Source organism: Geofilum rubicundum JCM 15548 (assembly GCF_000974365.1).
GTDB lineage: Bacteria > Bacteroidota > Bacteroidia > Bacteroidales > Marinilabiliaceae > Geofilum > Geofilum rubicundum.
Genome location: NZ_BAZW01000011.1, coordinates 13,868 through 39,829, shown reverse-complemented (window position 1 = coordinate 39,829; position 25,962 = coordinate 13,868). Strand labels below are relative to the sequence as shown.

The 25,962-nt window shown below is 47.7% G+C and carries 24 protein-coding genes; 11 read left to right on the top strand and 13 right to left on the bottom strand.

The annotated features are described in order from the left end of the window. Positions 1 to 3: 3 nt before the first annotated feature. Positions 4 to 867 carry a sialate O-acetylesterase gene (locus JCM15548_RS07765; protein ID WP_062124065.1) on the bottom strand — a complete coding sequence of 288 codons (864 nt, stop codon included), beginning with the start codon at positions 865 to 867 and terminating at the stop codon, positions 4 to 6. Between the two features lie 320 nt (positions 868 to 1,187). Between JCM15548_RS07765 and JCM15548_RS07760 the strand changes: the two genes are divergently transcribed. Then, positions 1,188 to 2,483: a cysteate synthase gene (locus tag JCM15548_RS07760; RefSeq protein WP_173427657.1), complete on the top strand. Its 1,296-nt coding sequence runs from the start codon at positions 1,188 to 1,190 to the stop codon at positions 2,481 to 2,483. A 25-nt stretch (positions 2,484 to 2,508) separates the two neighbouring features. Here JCM15548_RS07760 and cobA read toward each other — a convergent pair whose 3' ends face one another. The 12 genes from cobA to JCM15548_RS07700 all read right to left on the bottom strand — a co-directional run bounded on the left by cobA (position 2,509) and on the right by JCM15548_RS07700 (position 14,785). Next, a complete protein-coding gene (gene cobA, locus JCM15548_RS07755) occupies positions 2,509 to 3,906 on the bottom strand; it encodes a uroporphyrinogen-III C-methyltransferase (protein WP_062124063.1) in 1,398 nt (465 codons plus the stop codon). Between the two features lie 250 nt (positions 3,907 to 4,156). After that, the gene (locus JCM15548_RS07750) at positions 4,157 to 4,621 is read right to left on the bottom strand and encodes a precorrin-2 dehydrogenase/sirohydrochlorin ferrochelatase family protein (protein WP_062124061.1); all 465 of its coding nucleotides are present in this window, start codon (positions 4,619 to 4,621) and stop codon (positions 4,157 to 4,159) included. Positions 4,622 to 4,630: 9 nt separating this feature from the next. Continuing rightward, positions 4,631 to 4,861: a DUF2061 domain-containing protein gene (locus tag JCM15548_RS07745; protein WP_062124059.1), complete on the bottom strand. Its 231-nt coding sequence runs from the start codon at positions 4,859 to 4,861 to the stop codon at positions 4,631 to 4,633. A gap of 9 nt (positions 4,862 to 4,870) precedes the next feature. Continuing rightward, entirely contained in the window at positions 4,871 to 6,574 is a 1,704-nt protein-coding gene (locus JCM15548_RS07740; RefSeq protein WP_062124057.1) for an NADPH-dependent assimilatory sulfite reductase hemoprotein subunit, read from the bottom strand. Between the two features lie 51 nt (positions 6,575 to 6,625). Further along, positions 6,626 to 8,446 (bottom strand): assimilatory sulfite reductase (NADPH) flavoprotein subunit, encoded by a 1,821-nt coding sequence (locus JCM15548_RS07735; RefSeq protein ID WP_062124054.1) that lies wholly within the window; start codon positions 8,444 to 8,446, stop codon positions 6,626 to 6,628. A gap of 423 nt (positions 8,447 to 8,869) precedes the next feature. Beyond that, positions 8,870 to 9,793, bottom strand: a complete 924-nt coding sequence (gene cysK, locus JCM15548_RS07730) for a cysteine synthase A (protein ID WP_062124052.1) — start codon at positions 9,791 to 9,793, stop codon at positions 8,870 to 8,872. A gap of 12 nt (positions 9,794 to 9,805) precedes the next feature. Continuing rightward, complete coding sequence (locus JCM15548_RS07725) at positions 9,806 to 10,228, bottom strand: RrF2 family transcriptional regulator (protein WP_062124050.1); 423 nt, start codon at positions 10,226 to 10,228, stop codon at positions 9,806 to 9,808. A 195-nt stretch (positions 10,229 to 10,423) separates the two neighbouring features. Continuing rightward, complete coding sequence (locus JCM15548_RS07720; RefSeq protein WP_062124048.1) at positions 10,424 to 11,737, bottom strand: sensor histidine kinase; 1,314 nt, start codon at positions 11,735 to 11,737, stop codon at positions 10,424 to 10,426. A gap of 34 nt (positions 11,738 to 11,771) precedes the next feature. After that, a complete protein-coding gene (locus JCM15548_RS07715) occupies positions 11,772 to 12,446 on the bottom strand; it encodes a response regulator transcription factor (protein WP_062124046.1) in 675 nt (224 codons plus the stop codon). Positions 12,447 to 12,458: 12 nt separating this feature from the next. Next, positions 12,459 to 13,292: a hypothetical protein gene (locus JCM15548_RS07710; protein ID WP_157482515.1), complete on the bottom strand. Its 834-nt coding sequence runs from the start codon at positions 13,290 to 13,292 to the stop codon at positions 12,459 to 12,461. A 15-nt stretch (positions 13,293 to 13,307) separates the two neighbouring features. After that, a complete protein-coding gene (locus JCM15548_RS07705) occupies positions 13,308 to 13,724 on the bottom strand; it encodes a hypothetical protein (RefSeq protein ID WP_062124042.1) in 417 nt (138 codons plus the stop codon). Positions 13,725 to 13,918: 194 nt separating this feature from the next. After that, entirely contained in the window at positions 13,919 to 14,785 is an 867-nt protein-coding gene (locus JCM15548_RS07700) for a DUF4861 family protein (protein WP_062124040.1), read from the bottom strand. Positions 14,786 to 14,900: 115 nt separating this feature from the next. Here JCM15548_RS07700 and dpp5 point away from each other — a divergent pair, with 115 nt between their 5' ends. The 10 genes from dpp5 to JCM15548_RS23345 all read left to right on the top strand — a co-directional run bounded on the left by dpp5 (position 14,901) and on the right by JCM15548_RS23345 (position 25,954). Further along, the gene (gene dpp5 / locus JCM15548_RS07695) at positions 14,901 to 16,979 is read left to right on the top strand and encodes a dipeptidyl-peptidase Dpp5 (protein ID WP_062124038.1); all 2,079 of its coding nucleotides are present in this window, start codon (positions 14,901 to 14,903) and stop codon (positions 16,977 to 16,979) included. A 74-nt stretch (positions 16,980 to 17,053) separates the two neighbouring features. Further along, a complete protein-coding gene (locus tag JCM15548_RS07690; RefSeq protein ID WP_062124036.1) occupies positions 17,054 to 17,521 on the top strand; it encodes a DUF302 domain-containing protein in 468 nt (155 codons plus the stop codon). Positions 17,522 to 17,532: 11 nt separating this feature from the next. Next, complete coding sequence (locus tag JCM15548_RS07685) at positions 17,533 to 17,946, top strand: threonyl-tRNA synthetase editing domain-containing protein (RefSeq protein WP_062124034.1); 414 nt, start codon at positions 17,533 to 17,535, stop codon at positions 17,944 to 17,946. Between the two features lie 107 nt (positions 17,947 to 18,053). Next, on the top strand, positions 18,054 to 18,830 hold the full coding sequence (locus JCM15548_RS07680; RefSeq protein ID WP_062124032.1) for a lipopolysaccharide kinase InaA family protein: 777 nt from the start codon (positions 18,054 to 18,056) through the stop codon (positions 18,828 to 18,830). 48 nt (positions 18,831 to 18,878) lie between these two features. Then, on the top strand, positions 18,879 to 19,856 hold the full coding sequence (locus JCM15548_RS07675) for an N-acetylmuramoyl-L-alanine amidase family protein (RefSeq protein WP_062124030.1): 978 nt from the start codon (positions 18,879 to 18,881) through the stop codon (positions 19,854 to 19,856). A 268-nt stretch (positions 19,857 to 20,124) separates the two neighbouring features. Next, the gene (locus JCM15548_RS07670; RefSeq protein WP_062124028.1) at positions 20,125 to 21,024 is read left to right on the top strand and encodes a nucleotidyltransferase family protein; all 900 of its coding nucleotides are present in this window, start codon (positions 20,125 to 20,127) and stop codon (positions 21,022 to 21,024) included. 154 nt (positions 21,025 to 21,178) lie between these two features. Then, positions 21,179 to 22,069, top strand: coding sequence for a hypothetical protein (locus JCM15548_RS07665; RefSeq protein ID WP_062124026.1), 891 nt, complete (start codon positions 21,179 to 21,181; stop codon positions 22,067 to 22,069). Positions 22,070 to 22,071: 2 nt separating this feature from the next. Beyond that, the gene (locus tag JCM15548_RS07660; RefSeq protein ID WP_062124024.1) at positions 22,072 to 24,072 is read left to right on the top strand and encodes a triple tyrosine motif-containing protein; all 2,001 of its coding nucleotides are present in this window, start codon (positions 22,072 to 22,074) and stop codon (positions 24,070 to 24,072) included. A gap of 149 nt (positions 24,073 to 24,221) precedes the next feature. Beyond that, positions 24,222 to 25,175: a TonB-dependent receptor plug domain-containing protein gene (locus JCM15548_RS23350; RefSeq protein ID WP_227625575.1), complete on the top strand. Its 954-nt coding sequence runs from the start codon at positions 24,222 to 24,224 to the stop codon at positions 25,173 to 25,175. Beyond that, entirely contained in the window at positions 25,070 to 25,954 is an 885-nt protein-coding gene (locus tag JCM15548_RS23345; protein ID WP_227625574.1) for a TonB-dependent receptor, read from the top strand. Before JCM15548_RS23350 ends, JCM15548_RS23345 begins: the two co-directional genes overlap by 106 nt. The last annotated feature ends 8 nt before the right edge of the window (positions 25,955 to 25,962 follow it).

Below are 25,962 nucleotides of genomic sequence, written 5' to 3'. Positions count from 1 at the left end.
CTTTCATTGCTTGACAGCAAGCAATGAAAGCATCTTTTCTGCATACCTTTTACCCAACTCTCTAACGCCATTAGAGTCAAAATGCACCTGATCATCTCTTACGGTACAACCTTTTGAAGAAATTACGTGGGCCGTTTTTACAAAGTCCGGAAGTGTATTGATGATGGGATTCATGCTGGCACAAATGCCGCCCTGATCCTCCCCAACTACCTCACCGGCCAGTAAGGGTACATCCTCCGCATTCAGGGAAAGATCTGCCAACAAATTCCCATAGACAGTCTTTACGTAGTTGGGCCATTCCTCATCGCCAGTGTTTGTTTCTCCCTGATGCAATAAAATCCCTTTAATCACACCGCTTTTCTGGGCAATTTTTGCCATTTCAACCAGACGGGCATAGGGATTGCCGCCATAGGCTGCCATCTTATTCTGAAACCATTCCTCAGGATAGGTGTCTGTATAGGCTTGATAAACATCTTTATCAAATAACCGGATATCACATCCCCCAACAGCCACATTAATAACACCCACTTTTATGCTATCCGGCAGATTTTCGACCATGGTTCTTCCAAAATAATCGGCAGGCGAAAGTCCCACCCAGCATTGGCTCAATGGAGGGACGGCATCATACCATTCCCCAAGCTCTCTTTGCGCATCCGGGCAATTCACCGATGACAACATTTTAAACCGTGGATGGATCGTTTGGTCTTGCTCTTCGATCTCAGCAGATCCTTCCATGTTGGATTGTCCAAAACATAAGTAGATATGGAAATTCTCCTTCTTCTGTTCTTCAATAGATTCCGCAGAAGTCTGTTTACATCCAAAAACCAACAGTAAACAACCCGCTAAAAATATAAATACTTTCTTCATGCAATAGATCGTTAGGTTAACAGTTCATTAGTTTGAAGGGCTTTAATACCCAACCCCCAAATATAGATTATTTTTTCCAACCACCCCCACCACCCCATCTACCCCTCACACCCCATCAACCCTATCGACCTAATAACCTAATCCACCCCATCAACCCTTCCTACCCTATCGACCTATCAACCTAATAACCTATCAACCTAATCCCCCATCTACCCATTCTACCCATCATACCCTCCCCACCCTTCCTCCCACAATAAGTATAAATACCCACCCCCATTTATAGGAATTCCCTAATTTTGCTGGTCCTAAACGACAGTGATATGACTGAAGATTTTAAGCCAACACATTATCTATTGCAATCCATAAAGACCGGCCAGCAGTTTAGCGACCAGGGATGGACGCTGGACGCGCCCAACGAGAAGGAACCGACTCTGGTCCGGACCGTTTACGAGGAGGTTCAGTTGGTGGTAAAAGATGCTTCAATGGGGGTTTTTCGCTTCGACGAATGGTTGCCGGTAACGCGTTACCTGCAGGGCTCTTCGGCACCGGTGACCTATAAAAGTGAGGGACTGGCCAAATACCTGGGTCTGGAAAATCTGTATATCACTTTCAGCGGCTACTGGCCGGAAAAAGGGGTCCATATGCGCACCTGCTCTTTTAAGGAGACGGAGGCCTACTCGGTGTGCGGCCGCATCACGGAGGCAACCAAGGGAGTGCTGGTAGTGGCATCGGCGGGTAATACGGCACGGGCTTTTGCACGGGTGTGTTCAGATAATAATGTGCCTTTGTTGTTGTGTGTGCCCGAAGACAATCTGGATGCGATGTGGTTCGATGAGCCTATTAATGATAACGTTAAGCTGGTCTGCACCCGCAGTGGCAGCGATTATTTTGATGCCATCCACCTTTCTAACAAGGTGGTGACACTACCCGGCTTTTTTGCCGAGGGTGGAGCACGCAATGTGGCCCGCAGAGATGGCATGGGCACGACCACCTTGTCGGCCGTTGATTTTATCGGTCAAATACCCGACTACTATTTTCAGGCGGTGGGCAGTGGTACGGGTGCCATTGCGGCCTGGGAGGCAAACGACCGACTGATTGTGGATGGCCGCTTTGGTCGACACAAAATGAAGCTAATGGTCTCGCAAAACGCGCCCTTCCTGGCGATATACAATGCCTGGAAGGCAGACTCGCGGCAATTGTTACCGCTCGACGATGAGGATGCCCGTCACCAGGCGGAGACGATTGTGGCCAAGGTGCTCTCGAACCGCTTTCCGCCCTACCCCATTGCCGGTGGTTTATACGACTGCATGAAGGATGCGGGCGGTGATGTGCTGGCGGTAACGAACGAAGCTGCCATGGAGGCGGCGAAGGTCTTTTTGGAAACAGAAGGCAACGACATCCACCCGGCAGCAGCGGTCGCCACAGCCTCCCTTATATCAGAGGTGCAGGCAGGTCGCGTTCCTAAAGAGGCGACCATCATGCTAAACATAACCGGGGGCGGTGAAGCACGCTTCAAAAGGGAAAAGGAAGTGACTTACCTGAAGCCCCGGCATGTCTTCGACATCAACCCGGGCACGGAGGAAATTAAACGGGTGCTGGAGCAACTCTTTAAATAATTTTTCATCAAAAACTGACACGACCCTATTGGACGAGCTTAACACCCTTTTCGGATAGGGTCTTTTCTTTGTCTCTTAATTCGTGAAAGATGGCTTCAGCGATTTTATTGCCAAAGCGATAAACCAGTTGGTCGGGAAAGCTCCCGTAAAACGCGTGAAAGTGCTCCACGGTTAAGGCGGAGGTGAATACCACGCCGTAAAAACCATTGAGATCATGACGGATGGGACGGGGATGTCTGAGCGTGGCATAAACAGTTAGCGTGGAAACCGTATTACCGGTCTGTTTCAGACTTTCCAGAAGCAGTGGCATGCCCTTTCCTGACTGCGGTATGAGGATGCGCTCATTTTTAAAGCTGATCCAGCGGTTGAGTTGGGCGAAACCGTTTTTCGCATCGGCCGGGACCAGCGGATCGACCAGCAAGCCGCGCTCTTTGAGGGCCACAGAGGCCGAATGGGTGAGGGCCGAAATCTTCATGGCGGCTGTCTGACGAATATCTATTTGGTGGTGCCTCAGATATTTGAAAAAATGCTCTACGGCATTTCTTCCGGTGAACAACAAATGGTCCTGTTGGTCTAATGCGTCCGGATTTTCCCTGTAATCACCTTCCACCGAAATAAGGGGTGAGTGAACAGCTACACCATCTGCCTCATTGAAATTTTGAATGCCTGAACCTGTATATAACCATTTCTTACGAGCACCATCGGGCGTTGGGGCGGCCGTCCAGCCAATCATCATAATGGCGGGAGATGGCAACAAATCTGTTGTTTCCTGAATGGTAGTGAGGGTATAGCGACGTGTTTCCGCATCGGCATAAGAGGCATTGCGCGTCACAGCCACAGGCGTGGCGGGATCCCAGTCTTCAGCCATCAAGCGTTGGGCCAAAGCCGCCTGATTGGAGGCGCCCATGAAAACCACAAGGGTTTCGGCCTTGGGAACGACCAGCTTTTCGAGGTCGTGCCCCGATACAAAGGCCACCGAAGAGGATATGCCGCGTGCGGTCAGGGGTACCAAAGCATCGGCAGCGGCTGCCATGGCACTGGATATACCCGGCACGATCTCCACATCCACGGAGCGCTCTGCCAGGTAGTGGTACTCTTCAATGCCGCGACCAAAAATGAAAGGGTCGCCGCCTTTCAAACGTACCACGTTTTTGCCGGCGACTGCGGCTTCCCACAATTTATGATTGATGGCCTCCTGACGAAAAGCATGATTGGTACTTCGCTTACCCACGTATACTTTTTCCGCTTCGAAGTTATCGAGGTAGGATGCATCCAGCAGATCATCGTAAAATATGGCATCGGCCTGTTGCAGGGCCGACAAGGCTTTCACAGTCAGCAATTCAGGATTACCGGGACCAAAACCGGCTATGGTGACATGACCCCACGATTCGCGGGGAAATGTTTTTTTCAGTGTCAAACTCATAGTTTTCGATGTTTATTTTCCACTTAGGATTTTGGGTAAAGAATCCACGAATTACTCGAATTACATAAATTTTAAATCAACCAAAGTTGATTTATATGGATTTTAATTCCCATCCTTAAAATTGAATAAATCTATCTTTTTCTCAATAAACTCCGTCAATCTTCAATTCGTTTAATTAGCGGAATTCTTTGCAAGCAAAGCGGCAAAGCCGAGCGAGCGGATAAGATCTATTTTCGTAGCCCCCAATTAATCAGTGATGGATGGCCTTAATGGTCCCATCCTCCACCAGCGAGCGAATTTCGTTCCGCCACTGCACAGAAGCATGAACGTTCTCCCCATTGGAACTGACGGCCACGGCCATGTTGTTGTGCTTGAAAATGGCCGGTGAAGCAAAATCGCCCTTGGCGGGATTGTCAACGAGGTTCACAAGACAGCGGTGGGACAGGCTGTCACTTTTTATTTGGGCATTCAACTCAGGGTCATCGGTCGCTGCAAAGACCAGCAAGTGCCCCTCTAAATCAGCAGGCGCATAGCCCTTCTGATCCACTTCGATCCATGAGCGCTGGCGTATGCCCTCGACCACCTCGGGTGCTACCACCTTGATGTTACGGGTGAAGCGCTCCAAACCCTCAATTTTGTGAAGGGCGACTTTGCCGCCGCCAATAATGAGGATTTGTTCATTTTCTATTTGCAGACAAACGGGTAAAAAAGACATGGCGCTGTTTTAAATTTCATATTCTGGTGAACTTTTCTTTTTACCATACTTGATCTTATCCCATAGCCTTTCGTGCCAATAGTAAAGAAGCAGTTTGGAGACAATTTCGATGCCACCAATGGAGGCGGCCACCAATAATTCACCGGTAAAAAAGTAGGCAGCTGCCATGGTGAAACAAGAGCCGGTTATCCGGTATGAAAGGGCCTTTAAAATACTTCTTTGTCTTTGTTCGTTGCTCATGGCTGACGGTTAAATGGTTGCAACTGACTGACTGGGCTCTACAATGCCTGCACGCACGACAAAATCACCAAAATGCTCCCCCGCGTTCCGCTCTTCGGCGTAAAGGGCCAACAGGGTAGATAATTCATCCAGGATTTCGTTCTCGTCAAGCATCTCACGATACAGGGTATTTAGTCGCTCCCCCAAAAAACCGGCACCCAGATAAAGGTTGTATTTTCCAAGGGTACGGCCTACCAGACCAATCTCGCCCAGAAAGGGCCGGCCGCAACCGTTGGGACAGCCGGTCATTCGTATCAGAATGTCCTCGTGGGTCAGATCCAGTTCCTGAAGAATGGCTTCTATTTTGGTATTCAACTGGGGCAGATAGCGCTCTGCTTCGGCAAAGGCCAGTGTACAGGTATTCAGCGCCACACAGGCAATGGCATGCTTGCGCAGACCAGAAAGATTGTCCACATGATCGACCTGATACTTGCTGAGGATTTTCTCGACCTGTACCTTATCCCCTTCATCGATGTGGCCGAGCACCAGCCCCTGATTTCCGGTGAGCCGGAAATCACATACCTTGATGCGCGCCAAATCGCGCAAAGCGGATTTGAGCTTATAATTACCGACGTCCTTCACCCGGCCATGCTCGACAAACAAACCGAGAAACCACTTGCCGCGACTGTTCTGCTTCCATCCAAAAACATCTCCGTTCTGCGTAAATTCGTAGGGTTTGGCAGGTTGCAGCCGAATGCCGCTGCGTTGTTCCAACATTTCTTTAAAAACATCCGTGCCCAGCCGGTCGAGGGTATATTTAAAACGGGCAAGTTTGCGGTTCTCACGGTTGCCATAATCGCGCTGAATTTTCACCGTCTCTTCAATCAGCTGAAGCGCTTCCTCTTTGGACACATAACCAATCACGTCTGCCAATCTGGGATAAGTTTCAGCATTGCCGAAAGTCATTCCCATACCACCGCCGACGGCCACATTGAAGCCGACCAACCGGTCGCCTTCGCCAATGGCAATGAGTCCGATATCGTTGGCAAAGACATCGGTATCATTATAAGGCGGCGTAGCCAACGCAATTTTAAACTTCCTCGGCAGGTAGGTCTTGCCCAAAATGGGCTCCTCATCGCTGCCACCTTCTGAAAGTAATTTTTTATCGAGCCATATTTCGTGGTAGGCCGTTGTCTTTGGCAGCAGATGATCGCTGATGGTCTGTGCAAAAGTCGCCACTTCAGCCACCAGTGGCGACAGTCCCTCGTTGGAGGTGGCCATCACATTGCGGTTCACATCGCCACAGGCGGCAATGGTATCGAGCAGTGTCGTGTTGATGCCCTGCAAGGTCTTTTTAAGGTTGCGCTTCAGAATACCGTGCCACTGAAAGGCCTGTCGGGTAGTCAATTTAAGCGTTCCGTTGGCATACTGATCGGCCAGTCGATCGAACACCAACCACTGATCGGCCGTAGCAATACCCGCCGGTACCCGTGCCCGTATCATAAAACTGTAAAGCGGTTCCAGTTTTTGCTTCTTGCGCTCTCCATCCAGGTCACGGTCGGTTTGTTGATAGCTGCCGTGAAACTTAATAAGCTGAGTGTCATCACTGCAGATGGCCCCTGTGGTATCATTGGCGAGTCCCTCGACGATGGTGCCGCGCAGAAAGTTACTTTTTATCTTGATGTGTTCCACCGGCGAGGGGGTCCACTCAATTGGTTCAGGTAATTTAGACATACAATTTGTTTTTAGTTTGGGGGTGAGCATTTGAGCGCAAGGGCGAGCCCGCTAATAAACATCTTCCTGGTAACGTTTTTCTTTCCGCAATTTGGCCAGATACGCCTGACTTTCTTCGCGACTCATATGACCTTCAATTTGCAGGATATCGAGAAAAGCATTTTTGACGTCCCCGGCCATTTTTTTCATATCACCGCACACATAAAAGTGAGCGCCACCGGCGATCCATTGATAGAGTTCCTTGCCATAGCGTTTCATGCGGTGCTGCACATAGACCTTTTCAGCCTGATCGCGTGAAAAGGCGACGTCAAGGCGGGTGAGTAGTCCGGACTTTTTATACTTGAGCCATTCCGACTGGTACAAAAAATCGGTGGTAAAATGCTGATCGCCAAACACGAGCCAGTTTTTGCCTTTACTGCCGGTGGCCGAACGGTGCTGAATGAAACTCCGAAACGGTGCTATGCCGGTACCGGCACCCACCATGATAATGGGGGTATCACCATCTGAGGGCAAGCGAAACTGGTTGTTGGGCTTAATTTTAACTTTTAGGCTGTCATCGTTTTCCAGACGGTCGGCCAAAAAGGTAGAGCATACCCCACCCCGCCAGCGCTGGTCTTTCTCGTAGCGCACGGCACCGACGGTAATGTGCACCTCGTCGCCCACCTCGGCGGGACTCGAAGCAATAGAATAAGCACGTGGTGGCAGGTGACGCAGAAAGGACAACAATTCCCCAATGGTCAACTTCACCGGATATTTGGTCAGTAAATCCAGCACATCGGTGCCCCGGATAAATTCGTTCAGCTTGTCGGCATCATCCAACAGTTTGTTGAGCGCGTCGTCATCCAATAAGGTGGCAAACTTTTTTACCACCGGCGGGGTGACCAGGGTCAGTTCAAAATGATTGGTCAGCGCCTCTTCCAGTGAATAACGGCGCTGATTGATTTCCACCTTTTCGGTCCCCTCTAGTCCCGCCTTGCCCAGTACCGCCCGAACCAATTCCGGATTGTTGTTGGCATAGACCTCCAGGGCATCGCCCGGTTGGTACACCAATCCTTTTTTATCCGTAGATATTTCAATGTGCCAGGTCTCCTTTTCCGATCCCCTTCCGTTCAACTGCAACTTTTCCAGCACTGGCGCCTCCACGGGCGTATCAGAAGCCATCACATCGGCAGACCTTTCTTTAGCCGCTGATGGAGCAGCTGCCGGGGAAGATCCGGATGAGGCGAAGAGCTTTACGACTGCCGGAATCAGCGAAGGCAGTTCATTGTTAAAATCCGTATCCAGGGCAGCCACCTCCCGCAAAGGTTCGGCGCCCAGTTTCTTCAGGAAACTGTGAAAATCATAGCCGGTCTGGCAAAACTTCTGATAGGAACTATCTCCCAGGGCAATGACCGCGAAGGGGATCTCCGACAAGTCGGGCCCCTTATTGCAGGCCAGTTTATCGTACAACTCCTGAGCCGCCAATGGCGGTTCACCCTCACCATGGGTGGAGACCACCATGAGGATTTGCTCCTCATCTTTCAAAAAGCGGGCGTTGTAGTCCTCCATGTTTTTCACCTTGCAGGAAATGCCCAAACGCTCGGCCTCATGCCGAGCCATATGAGCTGTTTTTTCCGAATTGCCGGAATGGGAACCATAAAGAATGGTCAAGGAGCGGGCACTGTCCTCAGCCGCTGCCGATGGCTCGGCATGCTGGGCCACCGCACGGGGCTCAATGATGGGATCGCTGTATGTATCGTGGCCCGAAGGGGCAAAGTCGATGGCCGCTGAGATATAGCCGCCAAGCCAAAGCAACTGCTCCCGGTTCATGGTCGAAAGCACCCGCTGCAGCTCACTGCGTTCTTCGGGTTTAAATAACTGGTTGTCTGACATGTTAAATGGATGTGGTTTTAAACAGGAATGGTAACTACGTATGCAATACATTAAACTATGTAAATTATTACATACAATTTAAGTAGGTCTTTCTACGGATAAAAATGAAGAATGACTTCATTCTCCTTTAATGCACCAAAGACCTAATATTTATGGTGGGGCTAAAGCCTCTCAATAGTTCGTTATGCTTTTTTTATTTGCTTAATTTACAAGCAGTTACAACCCTGTTGCCTATATACGTAATAAGCTTATAATTAAGGACTTGCTCTTACCTTATACCTAACGCCCTAATAATCTATTGACCTCTTTAACTTTCTTAATATTGGGTCCTTGTGAAGACGTGGCGCGTCTCCACAAGGATGACCTCAAAGGCGATGTCAAAAAACGGACTTTCAGCCGATATTTGATAAAATCGTTAAATACTTACTCGATGTTGAAGGTGCTGAGGTACCGCTCGCCCGTGTCGGGAAGGATGACAACAATGCGCTTCCCTTTGTTCTCCGGTCGGTTGGCCACCTGAATGGCTGCTACCAATGCTGCACCGCAAGAATAGCCACAAAGGAGACCTTCTTCCTTGGCTGCCCGATGGGCCATGGCGATGGATTCTTCATTACCAACTTTGATTACCTCATCGTAAATGGAGGTGTTGAGTACATCGGGAATAAATCCGGCACCAATGCCCTGTATTTTGTGGGGACCGGGTTGTCCGCCCGACAAAATGGGGCTGGCTTCGGGCTCAACGGCGATAATTTTCACATTGGGATTTCTGGCTTTAAGCACCTCACCTACGCCGGTAATGGTACCACCTGTACCGATGCCGGCGACAAAAAAGTCGACCTTTCCGTCGGTGTCTGCCCAGATTTCTTCGGCGGTTGTTTGGCGATGCACTTCCGGATTGGCCGCATTCTTAAACTGCTGAGGAATGAAAGAATTGGGATTTTCGGCAGCAATTTCAGTGGCTTTGGCAATGGCACCTTTCATACCATTGGCAGCAGGTGTCAGCACCAACTCGGCACCGAACTTTTTCAGCAACTTGCGACGCTCAATACTCATACTCTCCGGCATGGTCAGTATCAGCTTGTAGCCTTTTACGGCAGAAACAAAGGCCAATCCAACGCCGGTGTTCCCACTGGTGGGTTCCACAATTACAGAGTCTTTGTTCAAAATTCCCTTACGCTCGGCATCCTCAATCATGTTCAAGGCAATACGGTCTTTGACCGATCCTGCAGGATTGAAAAATTCCAACTTGGCCACTAATTCGCCGGCATCGGGGCCGACCAACTTGTTGATTTTTACCAAAGGGGTTTTTCCTACTAATTCTGTAATGTTTTGTGCAATTTTTGTCATGGCTATCGTGTTTTAGATATAATACATCAGTTTATCAGCGCTTTCATAATATTTCTTTTGAATTTGATGCAGGCTGATATTCTGCAACAAAGCCCAAAATTGATCGATGGTATCGTTTAATGTCTCCTCGACCACCTGACTGGTTAGTTCGTTATTGCTGGCGCCCACTTTGGGTGAGACACTCTCCAATGCGTCAACAATCTGGGCCAGTGTAACTTCTTTGGGGGTGCGCGACAAGCGATAACCACCGCCTGCTCCCCGCTTCACTTCCAGTATGCCGTGTTTTTTGAGGCTGACAGCGATGCCTTCCAAAAACTTTTGGGGGATCTCGCAGGACAAGGCGGCCCGCTGTATGTCGGTAAAATCTTCGCTATCCACATCGAGGAAGAGCAAAAACTGTAAGCCGTATTTTATTTTATTTGAGAAGCGAAGCATTTTTGTATGATTTTGTATGACAAATATAATGCGGTCTCTACTCATATGCATTATAAAAACCAACTTAAATCATATTTATTATATATGCTTTAAAGGAGGACAAGACCATTATATCCGCGAAAAGCCGCCGGCCAAGCGACCTGACAGCACACCCACACCGGCCGTATTTATTTCATACTAAATCAACAGGAAATATTACAATTCCCAACTGAACACAAAGCGTGTTCCCTTGCCCGGTTCTGAGGAGACCTCCACCCGGATTTGGTGAAAATCGGCCACCGACTTGGCTATGGCCAGACCAATGCCTGAGCCATCATCCTCGGCACCATTGCGCTTCTTAAAGCGCATAAAAATGTCTGGCAGTAAATCCGCAGGAATACCTTCACCACTATCCAAAACCTCAACCACACAGCGCTTCTTCTTTCGATAACCATGGATCCAAATCTCTCCGCCTCTGGGTGTATGTTTCAGAGCGTTGTTAATCACATTAAAAAAGAGGGAGAACAGAAGGGGACGATTGGCTTGAAACAAATGCAATTCACGGGTGTAATCCTGAATAAGCACCACGCCACCATCATCAGCCATGGGATGTAACTCTTCCACTACCTCATTGATCAAATCGCCGATCTGCACGTTATCATTGCGCAAATACTGGTTACTTTCGATACGGGCAATTAAAAGCAAGGAGTTCACCAGCGTCTTCAGTCGGTGCAGGGTCGCTAGTGACTCATTGACTTTGATGGCCAGCTCCTCATCTATCTGCTCACGCATCAAAATATTTTCCAGCTTGTTACGTAACAAGGAAATGGGCGTCAGCAGTTCATGGGAGATATTCTGGGTGATTTCCCGCTCATTTTGAAGGGCAGCACTAATTTTTTTCATCAATTCAGAAAGGGTGCTATCCAGCATCTTAAAATCTTGCGTAGATGATACAACCGGGGTAAGGTCGTAGTTTTCAGGTATGGTAGTGGCCCTGATTTTTGCTACGATTCTATTAAGTGGCTTCAACAAGGCACCTGTATATGCCAATTCGAAAAGGACGGAAACCAGCAAAAACAGAAATAAAAAGGCGATGGTGACCCGACGGATATTTCTTTCGGTCACCGCGATACTGGAAAGGCTTTGACCGATTTCCAAAAGATAGGTCTCCCCATCCACCAGAAAAGAATAGTTGAGCACCCGGTAATCGATCACCTCATCATCGATGCGGCGTTGGGTAACCTCAATAAAATTCCAGTATTCGTCCAAATCAATCTGCTCAAGACTAATGAATTCTTCTTTGAGAATGTTATAACTGGCAAAATAGTCTTCCGTCTCGTCCACCAAAAAAGGCGCCACACCGAAATCGGAGATCAGGCCAATCACCTCCTCCCGCTTCTCAATCAAATCATTATCGGTTTGGTACAAATTAATGCGCTCTGACAACCACGGTGTAACTGCCAAAAACAGTCCCATGAACACTATCTTAAAAAGCAAATTGGCCAAGGCCAGTTTGTGCTGTAATCGCATGAAGCTTCCTTTAATTCTAGTTCCTAATTAGTTTTTAAAATGTGGCTTTATAACCGACACCACGAACCGTCTCTAACCAATCTACCGGACCATATTCGCTTAACTTTTTGCGCAGATTTTTAATGTGTACATCGATGAAATTACTGTCGTACTGATCATCCAGAATATTCCCCCAAATATGCTCATACAATTGAATGCGAGAAAGTGCCCGATTCCGGTTCATCACCAGATATTGCAGCAAATCAAATTGCTTTCTGGTAACATCTACCACGACCTCGTTAAACTTGACCACCCGGGCATTGACATCCATTTCAAATCCGCCAAAGACAATGGTATTGGTCTCCATTTTAAATTTTCGTCGGGCCACAGCCTGCATGCGCGACAGCAGCTCTACCAAAGCAAAAGGCTTCGACAAATAATCGTCGGCACCCAGGTTGAGTCCTTTTACTTTATCTTCCACAGCACCTCTGGCGGTAATGATTATAATGGCTGCTTCACTCCCCTCCTTTTGCGCTTCAGTGACCAAATCAAGTCCGTCATAATCGGGCAAGCCCAAATCCAGCAGCAGAAAATCGTACTGATTCACAGCAATCATTTCAGAGGCTTCCATACCGGTATGCACCACATCACAAATAAAGCGCTCCTTCCGAAGATACTCGGCTATCTCTTGGGCCAATTCCTTTTCATCCTCAACTATCAGGGTGTTCATGATTTGTTAGATCTAAAAGATTCTATAATACATATTCACAAAGAAGAAAAACCCCTTCTCAGCAGGATAGTCCGGATCTTTATGGATGGGAATGTAATACAAGGGCTCCACTTCCACGCTAAAATCGCCATAATTGAAGGCGATGGGGATGGAAAACTCCAGATCCATTAAGCCAAATAAACTCTCATAACCAACCACCTCCTCGGCACCACCTCCCGGTCCGACTTGGTCGCCAGCGGTTGTTGTGATCAACTTATACCTGTCGCCAAACACCAAATTAAAAGTCGGATTAAAATCCATATAAGCCTTATCGTTCCAAAAATCGTTGGTGGAAAAATAGTGACTGTTTTTCATTTGCAGGTAGTGACTCCCGGAATCATCCAGCAAGGCACTGTACACCAATTTGGAATACAGTATTCTCCAGTCGAAACCACCAGTCAATGTCAAATAGGCAAAATGACCAAAGTAAATGTCCTGAATAGAGGGATTGGTAAAATAGGCCGAAAGGGAGGCGCCTGCATCCCACCACGAATTAAAGTAACGACGGTAACCCAGCGCCACATCGTAAAAAGCAATACCTGGTTCTGCACCATCCAAATGATAGATGGCAGCGGAGGCGCTCCACTGCCTGTTAAAACTATACAACACATCCATGGAGTAGTAAGGCTTCTGTCCCGACAAAGAATAGCCCGAATAAAGCAAATCACTGCCATACCCGGCACCCAGATACAAGGAGGCCTGTCGGGCTTTCTCCACACCATCGGTTTTGGTACTGTCGGCAGAAGTCTCCGCCATTAAACCGATGGTAAGAACATTTACCAAAAGGCAAAACAGTAGTCTCCTCATTGTTATAATGGCCATTTATCGTCGATTAGGGCGTTCCGGTCGGCTGGGACGGTCTGGCTTTTCCGGCTTATCGGGGCGACCTGCACCTCCGGGCCGTCCTGCTCCTGCCGGGCGACCTTTACCTGCGGGACGTTCAATATCAGGTCGCGCTCCTTTACGATCTTTACTGATCAAAGGTCGGGCCCCTTTCACCTCTTTCACTTTTGCCTGGGATTGTTCCGACTGACGATCATTTTCCCGCTTTGAATCAGAAGGTTGATTCTCAGGAGACCTATCTTCAGAAGGTAAATCCTCAGTCGGCTGCCCGGCCTTCTCTTCTTTTACCGGCATCTCTTTCTCCGGCTCTTGCTCAACTTCTTGCTGCTGAGCTGCCAAACCTCCTCCGGACACCAGAAAAAAAAGCACCAAAACCACTCCATAAAGATATTGCATATCGCTGTAGTCAAATTATTAATAAAGCAAATTTAAGGATGATTGATGAAGAAATGATGAAAAAATAACATCCAGGCCAAAAAAGCCCGCAATCGCGGGCTTTTTTGACAACGCACATAATACAATAGGGCGTTAGGTTTTTAGCTTATTAGACAATTGCAGAGAACAAACTACTAATACCAAAGTCAGGATAACTATTTTCGAAAATCATCCAGATACTGAGAGAACTCATTGACATCGTTCAACTCAGCCTCCTTTTCACAAGCCGAAGTGATCCAGGTCTCCAAATATTTGGTAGGCTTGCTGATCATGACAAATTGCGTTTTGGCCTTGTCGATGCTGTCAAAATCTTCGGGATTATAAAGGATACCGGCACCAATGGCAAATTGAAAAGCAGCCACATCTTCGGGGTGGACGCCCCAGGTACCGATAAAGTCATCCCCCTGCCGGATTTCTGTTCCTTCATGGTAATTGATGCCGGTTAAAAACTGAACGGGCTTACTGCTCAAGGCAAAGGCTTCGACTTTGGCTTCTCTTAAACCTGAAACAACGGTCACCCGGACCAGAACATCGATGGTATCCCCTTTATACGGAATTCCCTCTGATAACATTTCCATGTACGAATGATTGGCCTCTTTTCGAACGCGCGCCGTGCGTTTAGTAACGGGGTTCAAAAACTGTTCTTTTTCGCCGTCCCATAACCGGACACCACCCAGGCCAACAGTCGATCCGGCTTTGTACAAATCGGCTCCCCAGCCCTCTTTCTGTTGCTCCACGGTAGGATACCATCCGGCTTCAGCCAACTCCAGTCCGGGACGCTGTTTATTATACACATCTATGGCCACCTTGTGATCGAAATACAAGCGCAGCGCCATCCATTCATTCTCAATAGCCGGGCCGTGGTGGTCCAAATCGCGGTACAAATCCCCGCTCTCCGATACGATCACCGTTTCCTGATGGTCCTTATCTTTCCATTTCAGACGAACGTCCGTCTGGTTTTGAGCCAACAAACTGATGGATACAGCCATCAACAGTCCTGCAACAAATACAGTTCTTTTCATTATTTGATGTTTTATGGTAAATTTTCGGATCTCTTCAGATTTTGATCAACAACAAGCCTTTGCAACCCTTAAAGATAATAGCTATTTTTGAAAACAAGAAAGAAACGACAAAACTATGAAACATTTAATTACCGGACTTTTAACGCTTATGATTTTATCAGCGGCCTGCACCAATGAATCCAAACTTTCAGAAAAAGAATCGCATCACAACCGCGACCTGCAGCTAAGCAGTGAGCGCATGACCCCCGAAGCCCTTTGGTCTTTTGGTCGTCTGGGAAATGCCAGAGTCTCACCCGATGGTGCAACGGTGTTGTATTCGGTGACCTATACCCATATCGCGGAAGACCGGGCCTACACGGATCTGTACACCGTACCGGCCAATGGTGGTAGCCCCACGCAAATAACCAACACAGCAGAGAATGAAGGTCAGCCCGACTGGCGGCCCGATGGCCAAAAAATAACTTTCTTAAGCTCTGAGTCGGGCACTGCACAGCTATGGGAAATGAACCCCGATGGCAGTCAACGTACACAAATCTCTGACATTGAAGATGGTATTACGGGCTATCTTTACTCACCCGACTTAAAGCACATTGCTTATTCTAAACCGGTTAAGCTCGACCAGACCGTGAACGATTTGCATCCCGACCTGCCCAAGGCCAATGCCCGTATTGAAACGGATTTGATGTACCGGCACTGGGACAGCTGGCACGATTATACTTACAGCCATCTGTTTATTGCTTCCTATGAAAATGGTCAGCTGATCAAAGAAGGCACGGACATCATGGAAGGCGAACGCTTCGATGCTCCGCTGAAACCTTTTGGCGGGATGGAACAATTGGCGTGGTCGCCCGACGGACAAAAACTAATTTACACCTGCAAGAAACTGACGGGCAAGGAATACGCCTTCTCTACCAATTCGGACCTGTATATGTATGACCTTGAAGGGAAATTGACCACTAACCTGACGGAGGGCATGGCTGGTTACGATAAAAACCCGGTATTTTCACCCGATGGCACCCGTCTTTTATGGGAAAGCATGGCCAGGGACGGATATGAGGCAGACAAAAACCGCCTGTTTCTAATGGATATGGCCACCGGGGAAAAACGGGACCTGACGACGCCATTCGACCATAACGCCGGAGCTCCGTCCTGGGACCGCAACGGAGATTTTATCTGGTTCACCTCTAACGTCAAGGCCACCTATCAAATTCATTTACTGAGTTTGCGTGACGGCAGCATCAATCAGGTGACGGAGGGGCAGCACAACTTCAATGATGTGGCCCATACCGGGGATGCATTGATTGCCACACGTGTGAGTATGAGTGCGCCGGCCGACTTGTTCCGAATCGGCATCAAGGATGGCTCCACCACCAACATCACCAACACCAACGAACAATTGCTCAACCAGTTAAGTTTAGGAAAGGTGGAAGAGCGATGGATCACCACCACCGACAACCAGCAAATGCTGACCTGGGTGATTTACCCGCCCGACTTTGACCCCAATAAAAAATATCCCACCATTCTTTACTGTCAGGGAGGCCCGCAAAGTGGCGTGAGTCAGTTCTGGAGCTACCGATGGAATTTCCAGTTAATGGCGGCCAACGATTATATTATTGTGGCGCCGAATCGCAGGGGACTGCCGGGATTTGGTACAGAATGGAACGAGCAGATCAGTGGAGATTACGGGGGGCAAAACATGGAGGACTACCTTAGCGCCATTGATGCCCTGGCCCGGGAGCCCTTTGTGGATGAGGACCGTCTTGGAGCCGTAGGCGCCAGCTACGGCGGGTATTCGGTTTACTGGCTGGCCGGTAACCACAACAAGCGATTCAAAACCTTCATTTCCCATTGTGGCATTTTCAATGCAGACATGATGTACACCACTACCGAGGAAATGTTTTTTGTGGATTGGGACATGGATGGTCCCTACTGGGAACATCCCAACAATCAATACGCCTTTTCTCCCCACCTCTTTGTCGATCAATGGGACACTCCCATGATGGTGATTCATTCTGAAAAAGATTTCAGGATTCCCTACACGCAGGGAATGGGCGCCTTTAATGCCGCGCGCATCAAAGACCTTCCGGCCAAATTCCTCTATTTCCCGGAAGAAAATCACTGGATACTATCTGCCCAAAATGGTATTTTATGGCAAAGGGAGTTTTCCGGATGGCTGGATCAATGGCTCAAGTAGCAGCAAGAAACAAGATTTTCAACCTTTTAGCACTTGGTTTGTTTAAATAGAGTAACGCACTAAATTCTAAAACCATGAAGACGAAAATTTCATTAGTGGCCTTATTGACCCTTATGCTGGGCCTTTCGAGTTGTCAACCTCAAAATGAGACAACCATTCTGTCCGAACGGGAAAGTCGCCTCGATTTTGAGCAAACGGTGGAACAACTGCAAGCCAATGCGGCAGAACTGGGTTATGTTGTTCCCATTGTCCACGACATGCAGGCCAATATGCTCAAAGCCGGCGTTGAAGTAGCCCCTGCTAAAATCATTGAACTTTGTCACGGTGGCAGAGCCAAAGAGATACTTACAAGCGATTACGACCGTTTTAACATGTCCATGCTGCCTTGTCGGGTGGCAGTCTATGAGAAGGAAGACGGACTCACCTATATATCATGGACCAACTACGACCAATTTTCGCAATTGGAGCATGGTGTAAGCATGGCGGTCTTTCGCCAGGTGGCGGACGACTATGATGAAATTATCACCCCCCTGCTAAAATAAATGATACGCGCATGAAGGTGCTTTGTTTTTATACCTCCAAATTTTCCTATACCATAGGTGATAAAAACCACGAAGAAGCGGACGAACCGGCCCTGGAGGGCCGGTTCTCTTCTTGCATAGTGGCCTATATTCAAGCAGAGGAGACCGATGAAACTCAGGATATACTGAGCCGTGAAAAGAAACTGACCAATCATCTCAAATGGGTCGCCCGGAAAAACAACACCGAATCCATTGTTCTTCATTCCTTTGCCCATTTGTCGGCCTCCAAAGCCTCCCTTTCATTCACCCGGGAACTTTTTAAGGCCACCAAGGCCCGGCTGGAAAACGGCCACTACCAAACAGCCATCACGCCCTTTGGCTATTTTCTCAACCTCAGTATGGAAGCTCCGGGTTTCTCCATGGCGCGTATCTGGGCCGATTTGTAAGGGGTATTTCCAACCATCCATCCCTAAATTTATACACTTCAGTATTTTAAATAGCCCCCCAAGCCTCAAAAACCTGATATTGCAGTCACACAATTAAATGGACTGTCATGCTCAGCTATCAATTAAACCCCAACTACGGCCATCTGGCGGCGGTACTTCCCAAAATGAATGAACGATTTGCCCAAAACGGCACGACCATCTATAAAATTCGTAACGAAATAAAAGTCCTCGAAATAAATGGGAATAAACTATGCGTGAAGTCCTTTGGTCCACCCAACCTCATCAACCGTTATGCTTATGCCTTCCTCCGCATGGGCAAAGCCAAAAGAAGCTTCTACAATGCTTACAAACTCCGGGAAATGGGTGTGGCCACCCCTGAACCCGTTGCCTGGGTCGAATTCCGTGATAAGCACGGCTTTATTTCTCACAGCTATTACATTTCACTTTATGAGGCTCATACTTTCACCCTGGCCAAGGTCTTCAATAATCAGCTACCTGAAAAGGAAGCCATCATCAGAGATTTTGCTTTTTATGCCTGTCATATACTGCACAAGCAGGGAATCCGTCACCTCGACCTGAGTCAGGGCAACGTTTTGGTACACAAAAGCAACAACCGTTACAGTTTTAGTCTGGTGGACATCAACCGCATGCGCTTCAACAGCAGAAAAACCCATCGCAACGGCTTCTCTAACCTCAGACGCCTGGGCGGATCTCCCATTGAAATGTCGATGCTGGCGAATTACTATGCTGAGGCCAGGCAGAAAAACCCCATCTGGGGCATTATTCAACTTAGCTTATATAAATTGAGATTTCAGCACTTCCGCTCGTTTAAAAAATCCATCTTAACACCATTAAAAACAAGCCAATTGTCGCCTAACAATTAACAAAATCCCGATTAAACTGTTATTTTTGCGTCATTCAACCAGAATTTCATGCGCATTCTATTAATCGGGATTTTTTCATTCTTCATATACCAACTGATTTCTGCCCAACCTGCTGAAACTTTTTTGCTGTCTAAACCGCAGGAAGGAGAAGGTGTTTGGTCCTTTTTACGTCGACACCACCTGGATCCTGCCAGTGAAACAGAGCGATTTCGGCAAATAAATGAAGGGCGTTTCGACCCCAACGGCAATCTGTATCTGCACCAGGAGTACCTGGTGCCTGTTCTGGCCGAAGAATGGGTCGACCCCTTATTTGGGTTGGAACACCAGAATTTAAAAATTCGCGACAGTGAGCTTAAAGGAGCGGTCTTCTATCTGGTGAGTGGTCACGGGGGGCCCGACCCGGGCGCCATTGGCCAATATGACGAACATCAACTTTTTGAGGACGAGTATGCCTATGACATCACCCTCCGACTCGCCAAAAACCTGCTGGAGAAAAGTGCCACCGTACACGTCATTGTTGCAGATTCACTCAATGGCATACGATCGGGTGCCTATCTGCTGCCCGATCAGCACGAAACGGTTCTGGGACAGGTCATCCCCCTGGATCAACTGACGCGGCTCAAACAAAGAACGACGGTCATCAACCAACTCGCCAAAGAAGAAGCGGCCACCTATCAACGCTGTATCGAAATACATTTGGACAGCCGCAGTCAAAACAAGCAACTGGATGTCTTCTTCTACCACCACGAAAACAGTCCCAAAGGCAAAGAAATGGCCGAAACCATTAGTAAGACTTTTGAAGAGAACTACAAAAAACACCAACCCCAACGCGGATTCTCCGGCACGGTGAACCACCGTAATCTATATATGCTCAAACACACCCATCCGGTAGCCGTTTTTATTGAACTGGGCAATATCCGGAATTTTCGCGACCAGCAACGCTTTGTCGTTGAATCCAACCGCCAGGCCTTAGCCAACTGGCTAACGTCCAGCATCGTCAAAGACTTTCAAAACCAAAATCACTGAAAAAATTAAGGACGAAAGATCTATCACACTGCCATCAAATTCAACAAAAAGGACGAAGTCGGAGACTTCGCCCGGCATCGGGAATGCTATTTCCACGTTGCTTGGCGAAGTTTGCAACTTCGCCAAATCCCTTCCCGCAGTTTGCAACTGCCATCCCCCATTAGCACCCCACCTCCTTTTTTCGTAATTTTGATAAAAAAATTAATTATTCGCACTTTTGTAGCGTCCTATAAATAAGAGTAAAAACTACTATTAAATACACGATAACATGAAACCAACACTTCTCATTCTTGCAGCAGGTATGGGCAGCCGTTACGGTGGCCTTAAACAAATGGACGAACTGGGGCCCGACGGCGAATCAATCATCGACTATTCGGTATTTGACGCCATCCGTGCCGGCTTTGGCAAGGTCGTCTTTGTGATCCGTGAAGATTTTGCCCAGGCCTTCAAAGATCAGTTTGAGCCACGCCTCAAAGGAAAAATTGAAACCGAGTATGTCTATCAGAGTCTGGATAAAATTCCGGAAGGATTCTCCATTCCTGAGGATCGCCAAAAGCCCTGGGGAACCGGTCACGCCATGTTAATGGCCAAAGAGGTGATTAACACGCCCTTTGCCATCATCAATGCAGACGACTTTTATGGCAAGGATGCCTATGGTCAAGCCATCGAGTTTATCAACAGCAGCAAGGATGTCAATGAATATGCCATGATTGGCTATGCGCTTAAAAACACGCTATCAGAGCATGGCACCGTTTCACGTGGCGTATGCGAATCGGATGCCAACAACAACCTGACCAAGGTGACTGAGCGTACCAAAATTGGTAAGGAAGGAGATAAGATCTATTTCTACGAGGACGATTACAAGGAGGAACTGACAGGTGAAGAGCCCATCTCCATGAACTTCTGGATTTTCAAACCCGAATTCTTCGGCCATCTGGAAAATGGCTTTAAGCGCTTCCTGAAAGAAAAAGGATCCGAACTTAAGTCGGAATACTATTTCAACATAGCGGCCGACGATATGGTTAAGGCCGGCGAAGCCAGCGTAAAAATCATCAACACCCCGGCCAAATGGTTTGGTGTAACTTACCAGGAGGACAAGCCATTGGTGCAGGCATCGCTGAAAGCGCTGCACGATAAAGGTGAATACCCCGATGGATTGTGGAAATAAGGCATTTCAAAAATTCTGATCATCTAAAAGCTGCCCCGCCAGGGCAGCTTTTTCTATGAATACACCCCTTACCCATTGGATAAAACACCGATAAATAGTAATTTAGGCTATCCGAAAAAAACCGGATAATATAGAAACGAATAGCTGACTACTTATGAGAAATATTGCCCCATTCCAAGAAAAGCAAAGGGTCCGCTTAGCTGCTGTACACGCCTTGCTTTTTATGGGGATGCTGCTCCCAGCGTATGGACAGCCAGTTCCTTTTACCGGGAATTATTTTTTCAAAAACTACGACAAAGGTGCCTATAAAGCCCATAGTCAGAATTGGGACCTCCACCAGGATACCACCACCGGGTTCCTATACATTGGTAACAATCAGGGACTTTTAAGCTTTGACGGTACCAGATGGCAGACTTACCTCTTGCCCAGCCGACTACCTGTGCGGGCCGTCCTGAGCGACCATCAGGGCAAGGTTTATGTAGGGGGCTACGAAGAATTTGGTTTTTTCGAAGTGGCCAAAACGGGTGCACTCGAATACATTTCTCTATCGGATTCGTTGCCGCAAAAAATTGCCAACAACGAAGAAATCTGGCAAATCATCCGCCAAGACAGCACCGTTCATTTTCAGTCATTCACAGCCATCTACGAATACAAAGATGGCCAGCTGACCACCCATAAAGGACCGTCGTACCTTTTGTACCTGATGAGCAACCAGGGTCAATTGGCTGTGCACCTGCAAAACATGGGCCTCTACGCTTATAAAAACGGAGACTACCAACTCATGGAGGGTGGCAGCACTTTTAAGAATTCAAGAGTGATTGCCTGGTTTAATTTTGGAGCGAATGAAATGGTAGGGACAACCCTGGATGGTTTGTTTAAAAAGGCCGGGAAGATTTGGGGTTCCTGGAATTGTGAAGCCTCGGAATTTCTCCGGAAAAACCAGCTCAACAGAAGTGTTCAATTGAGCGACACCACCATGATGTTCGGCACCATCAAGGATGGTGCATCGTGGTCAATCAAAAAGGCCAAATTCTGGAGCATTTAAATATGTCGCAAGGTATCAACAACAATACCATTCTGAGTATGCTGCTCGACGTGGACCGGAATGTGTGGCTGGGACTTGACAATGGACTGACCTACGTCAAAACCCATTCGCCCTTCCGTTATATTGCCGATATTTCCGGTCAGCTGGGTGCTTCATACGATGCCACCCTTTTTGGCCCCTACCTGTATATCGGCACCAACCACGGGCTGTTTTACACGGCGGCCAGCCAAAACCAAACTTCTAAAAACAATTTTACTTTTGTTGAAGGCACACAGGGTCAGGTCTGGGATTTAAGCATCCACGACCAGCAACTCTTTTGTGGCCATAACAACGGGACTTTTATCATTGACCAACCGGGAGAGGCGCCTCGTTGGACTTCGCCGGTAGCCGGCGGATGGAACCTTCAACCCATTAACAGTGACTGGATGGTGCAGGGCACTTATGTGGGACTGGCCTTTTACAGGAAAAACGAAAGGGGACAATGGAATTTCTCACACCATGCGCAGGGACTTCAGGAACCCATTCGTTTTGTGGCCGTGCATTCACAAGAAGTGCTTTGGGCCTCCCACAATCAAAAAGGGGTATACAAAGTCATCATGGAGGCCAACCGCCCCCAACTGAAAAGAGTGGTATATTACGGTAAGGAGGACGGTTTTCCGGAGGATTACAACATACATGTTTTCACCATTCGCGGACGAATTGTTTTCACCACCTCTGCCGGCATCTATACCTACGATGAAATTAACGATGAAATTGTTCCCTTCGAGAAAATAAACGAACAGTTGGCCAATTATCAAGGATTTTATCGGATCATTGAGATTGAACGTCATCAGTATTGGTTCATTTCCAGTGACAGAGCGCACCTTTTTCAAATCGACTCGGAATTTAATCTGTCGGAAATGTCCAGCTTCATGACGCCAAGCGACTTAATCATTGAAAATTACGAAAACATTTCAACGCTGGGGCATTTAGCATCGTTAACAATGGACAATGGGCTGGTGTTATTCTCGAATGAATCGCTCAGCCATCAATCTGAAGCCATACCCAGAATTCAACTCACCCAGGTAGTGGCTGAAACCGGTAATGCCCGACGCAACTACCAACTATCAACCGATTCCACACAAGTCCATTCCCTCAAGGCCAATCAAAACAACCTGCATTTCACTTTCACCAATGCCAGTTACGATGCTTTGCCCCAATTTTACCAGGTAAGGTTAAAGGGATTGGAACAAGACTGGTCGGCCCCACAAAGCATTGGTCACCAAAGCTACAACAACCTGCCGCCGGGCACTTACGAATTCTACGTAAGGGTAGCGTCAGCCCCCTTGTCACAAAAGTTACTTTACCAATTCCGCATTCAAAAGCCCTGGTACCTGACCAACTGGGCCCTGGCAGCCTATGTCGCGCTCCTTTTGGGCCTGCTCAAAGTATCACTTTTACTCCACAGCGCCCATCTTCAGAAACAAAAAAAAGAGTTGGAGTCGGAAAAACAACAAGAACTGCAGCATTTAAAAATTCTTTCAGAACAGAAGATCATGTCCCTTGAAAAGGAAAGGTTAGAACAGGAAGTCCTCCACAAGAGTCACGAAATAGGTACCTCGGCCTTACGCCTCGCCAATAAAAACCAATTGTTGGAGTCCCTCAAGGAAGGCATCCTCCAAATAAAAAAGGCGCCCGACACCCAAAAGGCAGCGATCGCAAAACTGGTCCGGCTCATCGACTCCAATCTCAACAGCAATGACGACTGGCTACTGTTTGAAACCAATTTTAACCATATCAACTCAAAGTTTTACGAACACCTGAGTGAAAAGTACCCGCACCTGTCCAGCAATGACCTGCGTTTTTGTGCCTTTCTTAAAATGAACCTCAGCACCAAAGAATTATCTGCCCTTCTCAACGTCTCTGTCCGCAGTCTTGAACTCAAGCGCTACCGATTAAGGAAAAAACTCGAGCTCTCCCATGAAGAAAACTTAACAGACTTCCTGCTCAGTATTAGTTCATAATAAACCACTTACACAAAAATGAGCAAGCAATGATGTGATGACAAATATCAGGACGAAAGTTTTGATTAGGTCTTTTAGTGGACATCGTCTTTTAATGTTAATAGATTTGACCAATTGTTAAAATGTAATAATTTCAAATCTTCTTCACTATGAGAAAAAGAACGCTATTAAGGAGCCTTTTCCTGATACTATTATTTGGAACTACCACCTGGCTCTTTGCACAAACCAGGACCATCTCGGGAGTTATTACTTCAGCAGATGACGACTTACCGCTCCCCGGTGTATCCGTTGTAATAGAAGGTACCACTCAGGGAACGATAACCAACATTGACGGTGAATACATGCTGGATGCTGAACCGGGCGTGACCCTGGTAATCAGCTCTGTTGGATTTGAGCAACAGACCATTGCAGTTAACGATCAGACACAAATCAATGTGGCCATGGAAGTTGCAGTCTCCAGTCTGGACGAGGTAGTAGTCATAGGCTACGGCTCCTTACCGGTGCGGGACTTAACCTCATCCATTTCCACAGTTAGATCAGAGGACCTTGATAAAACACCGACTGGCCAGGCCATGCAGGCGCTACAAGGAAAAGTAGCCGGACTGCAGGTAGTGAGCAGTGGTGCACCGGGTGCTGCCCCCACCATCCGTGTAAGGGGTATTGGCTCCTATCCGGGACAAGGCAACGAAGCTCCGTTATACGTTGTGGATGGCATGTTTTTCGACAATATTGATTTTTTGAACACGGCCGACATCGCCTCCATATCGATATTAAAAGATGCTTCTGCAGCGGCGATTTATGGCGTAAGAGCAGCCAACGGGGTAGTGCTGATAGAAACCAAATCGGGCGGCATCAATCAAAAGTCCGTCATCACTTACGATGGCTATTATGGCTATCAGGTGGCTCAGGACATACTAAAAATGGCCAACGCCGAGCAGTTCACCCAAATGGCCTTAGAATCCGGTTCACCAACGGATGTCGCTACATTGACAATGCCATGCAAAGATATGGCCGTAGCCGCATCAACCCCAATGTTCCGAATGTCAATACCGATTGGTATAATGAGATTCTTCGACCAGCCCCCATTCAAAACCACAGTCTGAATGTGACCGGTGGCGGCGAAAATGCATCCTATTCTTTGGGTACCAATTATTTTGCACAGGAAGGTGTTCTGGACATGAAAAATGATTACGAGCGTTTCAATCTAAGGTCCAAACTGGATTACAACGTTAATGAACGCCTGACTGTAGGCGGAAACATGATCTTCAGCAATGCCACAAAGCATCTGGAAAATGGGAGCGCCTGGCATACGGCCTACTACGCCATCCCCATTATGCCGGTGTACGATGAAATGAATGAAGCTGCCTGGCCAGATAAATACTCCAGCGCTCAGCTGTTAGGTTACCGGGATGGTAAAAACCCTTTTCCGGCCATGAATTATACGGAAAACCAACAAAAAATACGCAAGCTCAATGCCAACTTCTATGCTGAACTGGATCTGATTCCTGAGGTTTTAACCTTTAAAACTTCCTACAGTAACGCTTTTACTTCACTCATCCAGCGCAATATAGGATTACCCTACTTTATATCAAGTGGAGCTCAGCGGGAAGAATCGACCATTAACAAAACCTCATCGGTCTGGATCAACCAAAACTGGGACAACATACTCACCTACACACTAAAAGTCAACCAACACAACCTCGTCACCATGTTAGGAACCTCCTACCGCGATGAGGCCTATGAAGGCTTATGGCAGGTGGTCTGGGTTTCCCTCACGAGCAAAGACAAGCATGGTACATCAGTCAGGCTGAAACCAAACCGGAAGGCAGTGTCGGTGATGGCGGCCTCAGACAATACGGACTTTCTTATTTTGGCCGTGTAGCTACAACT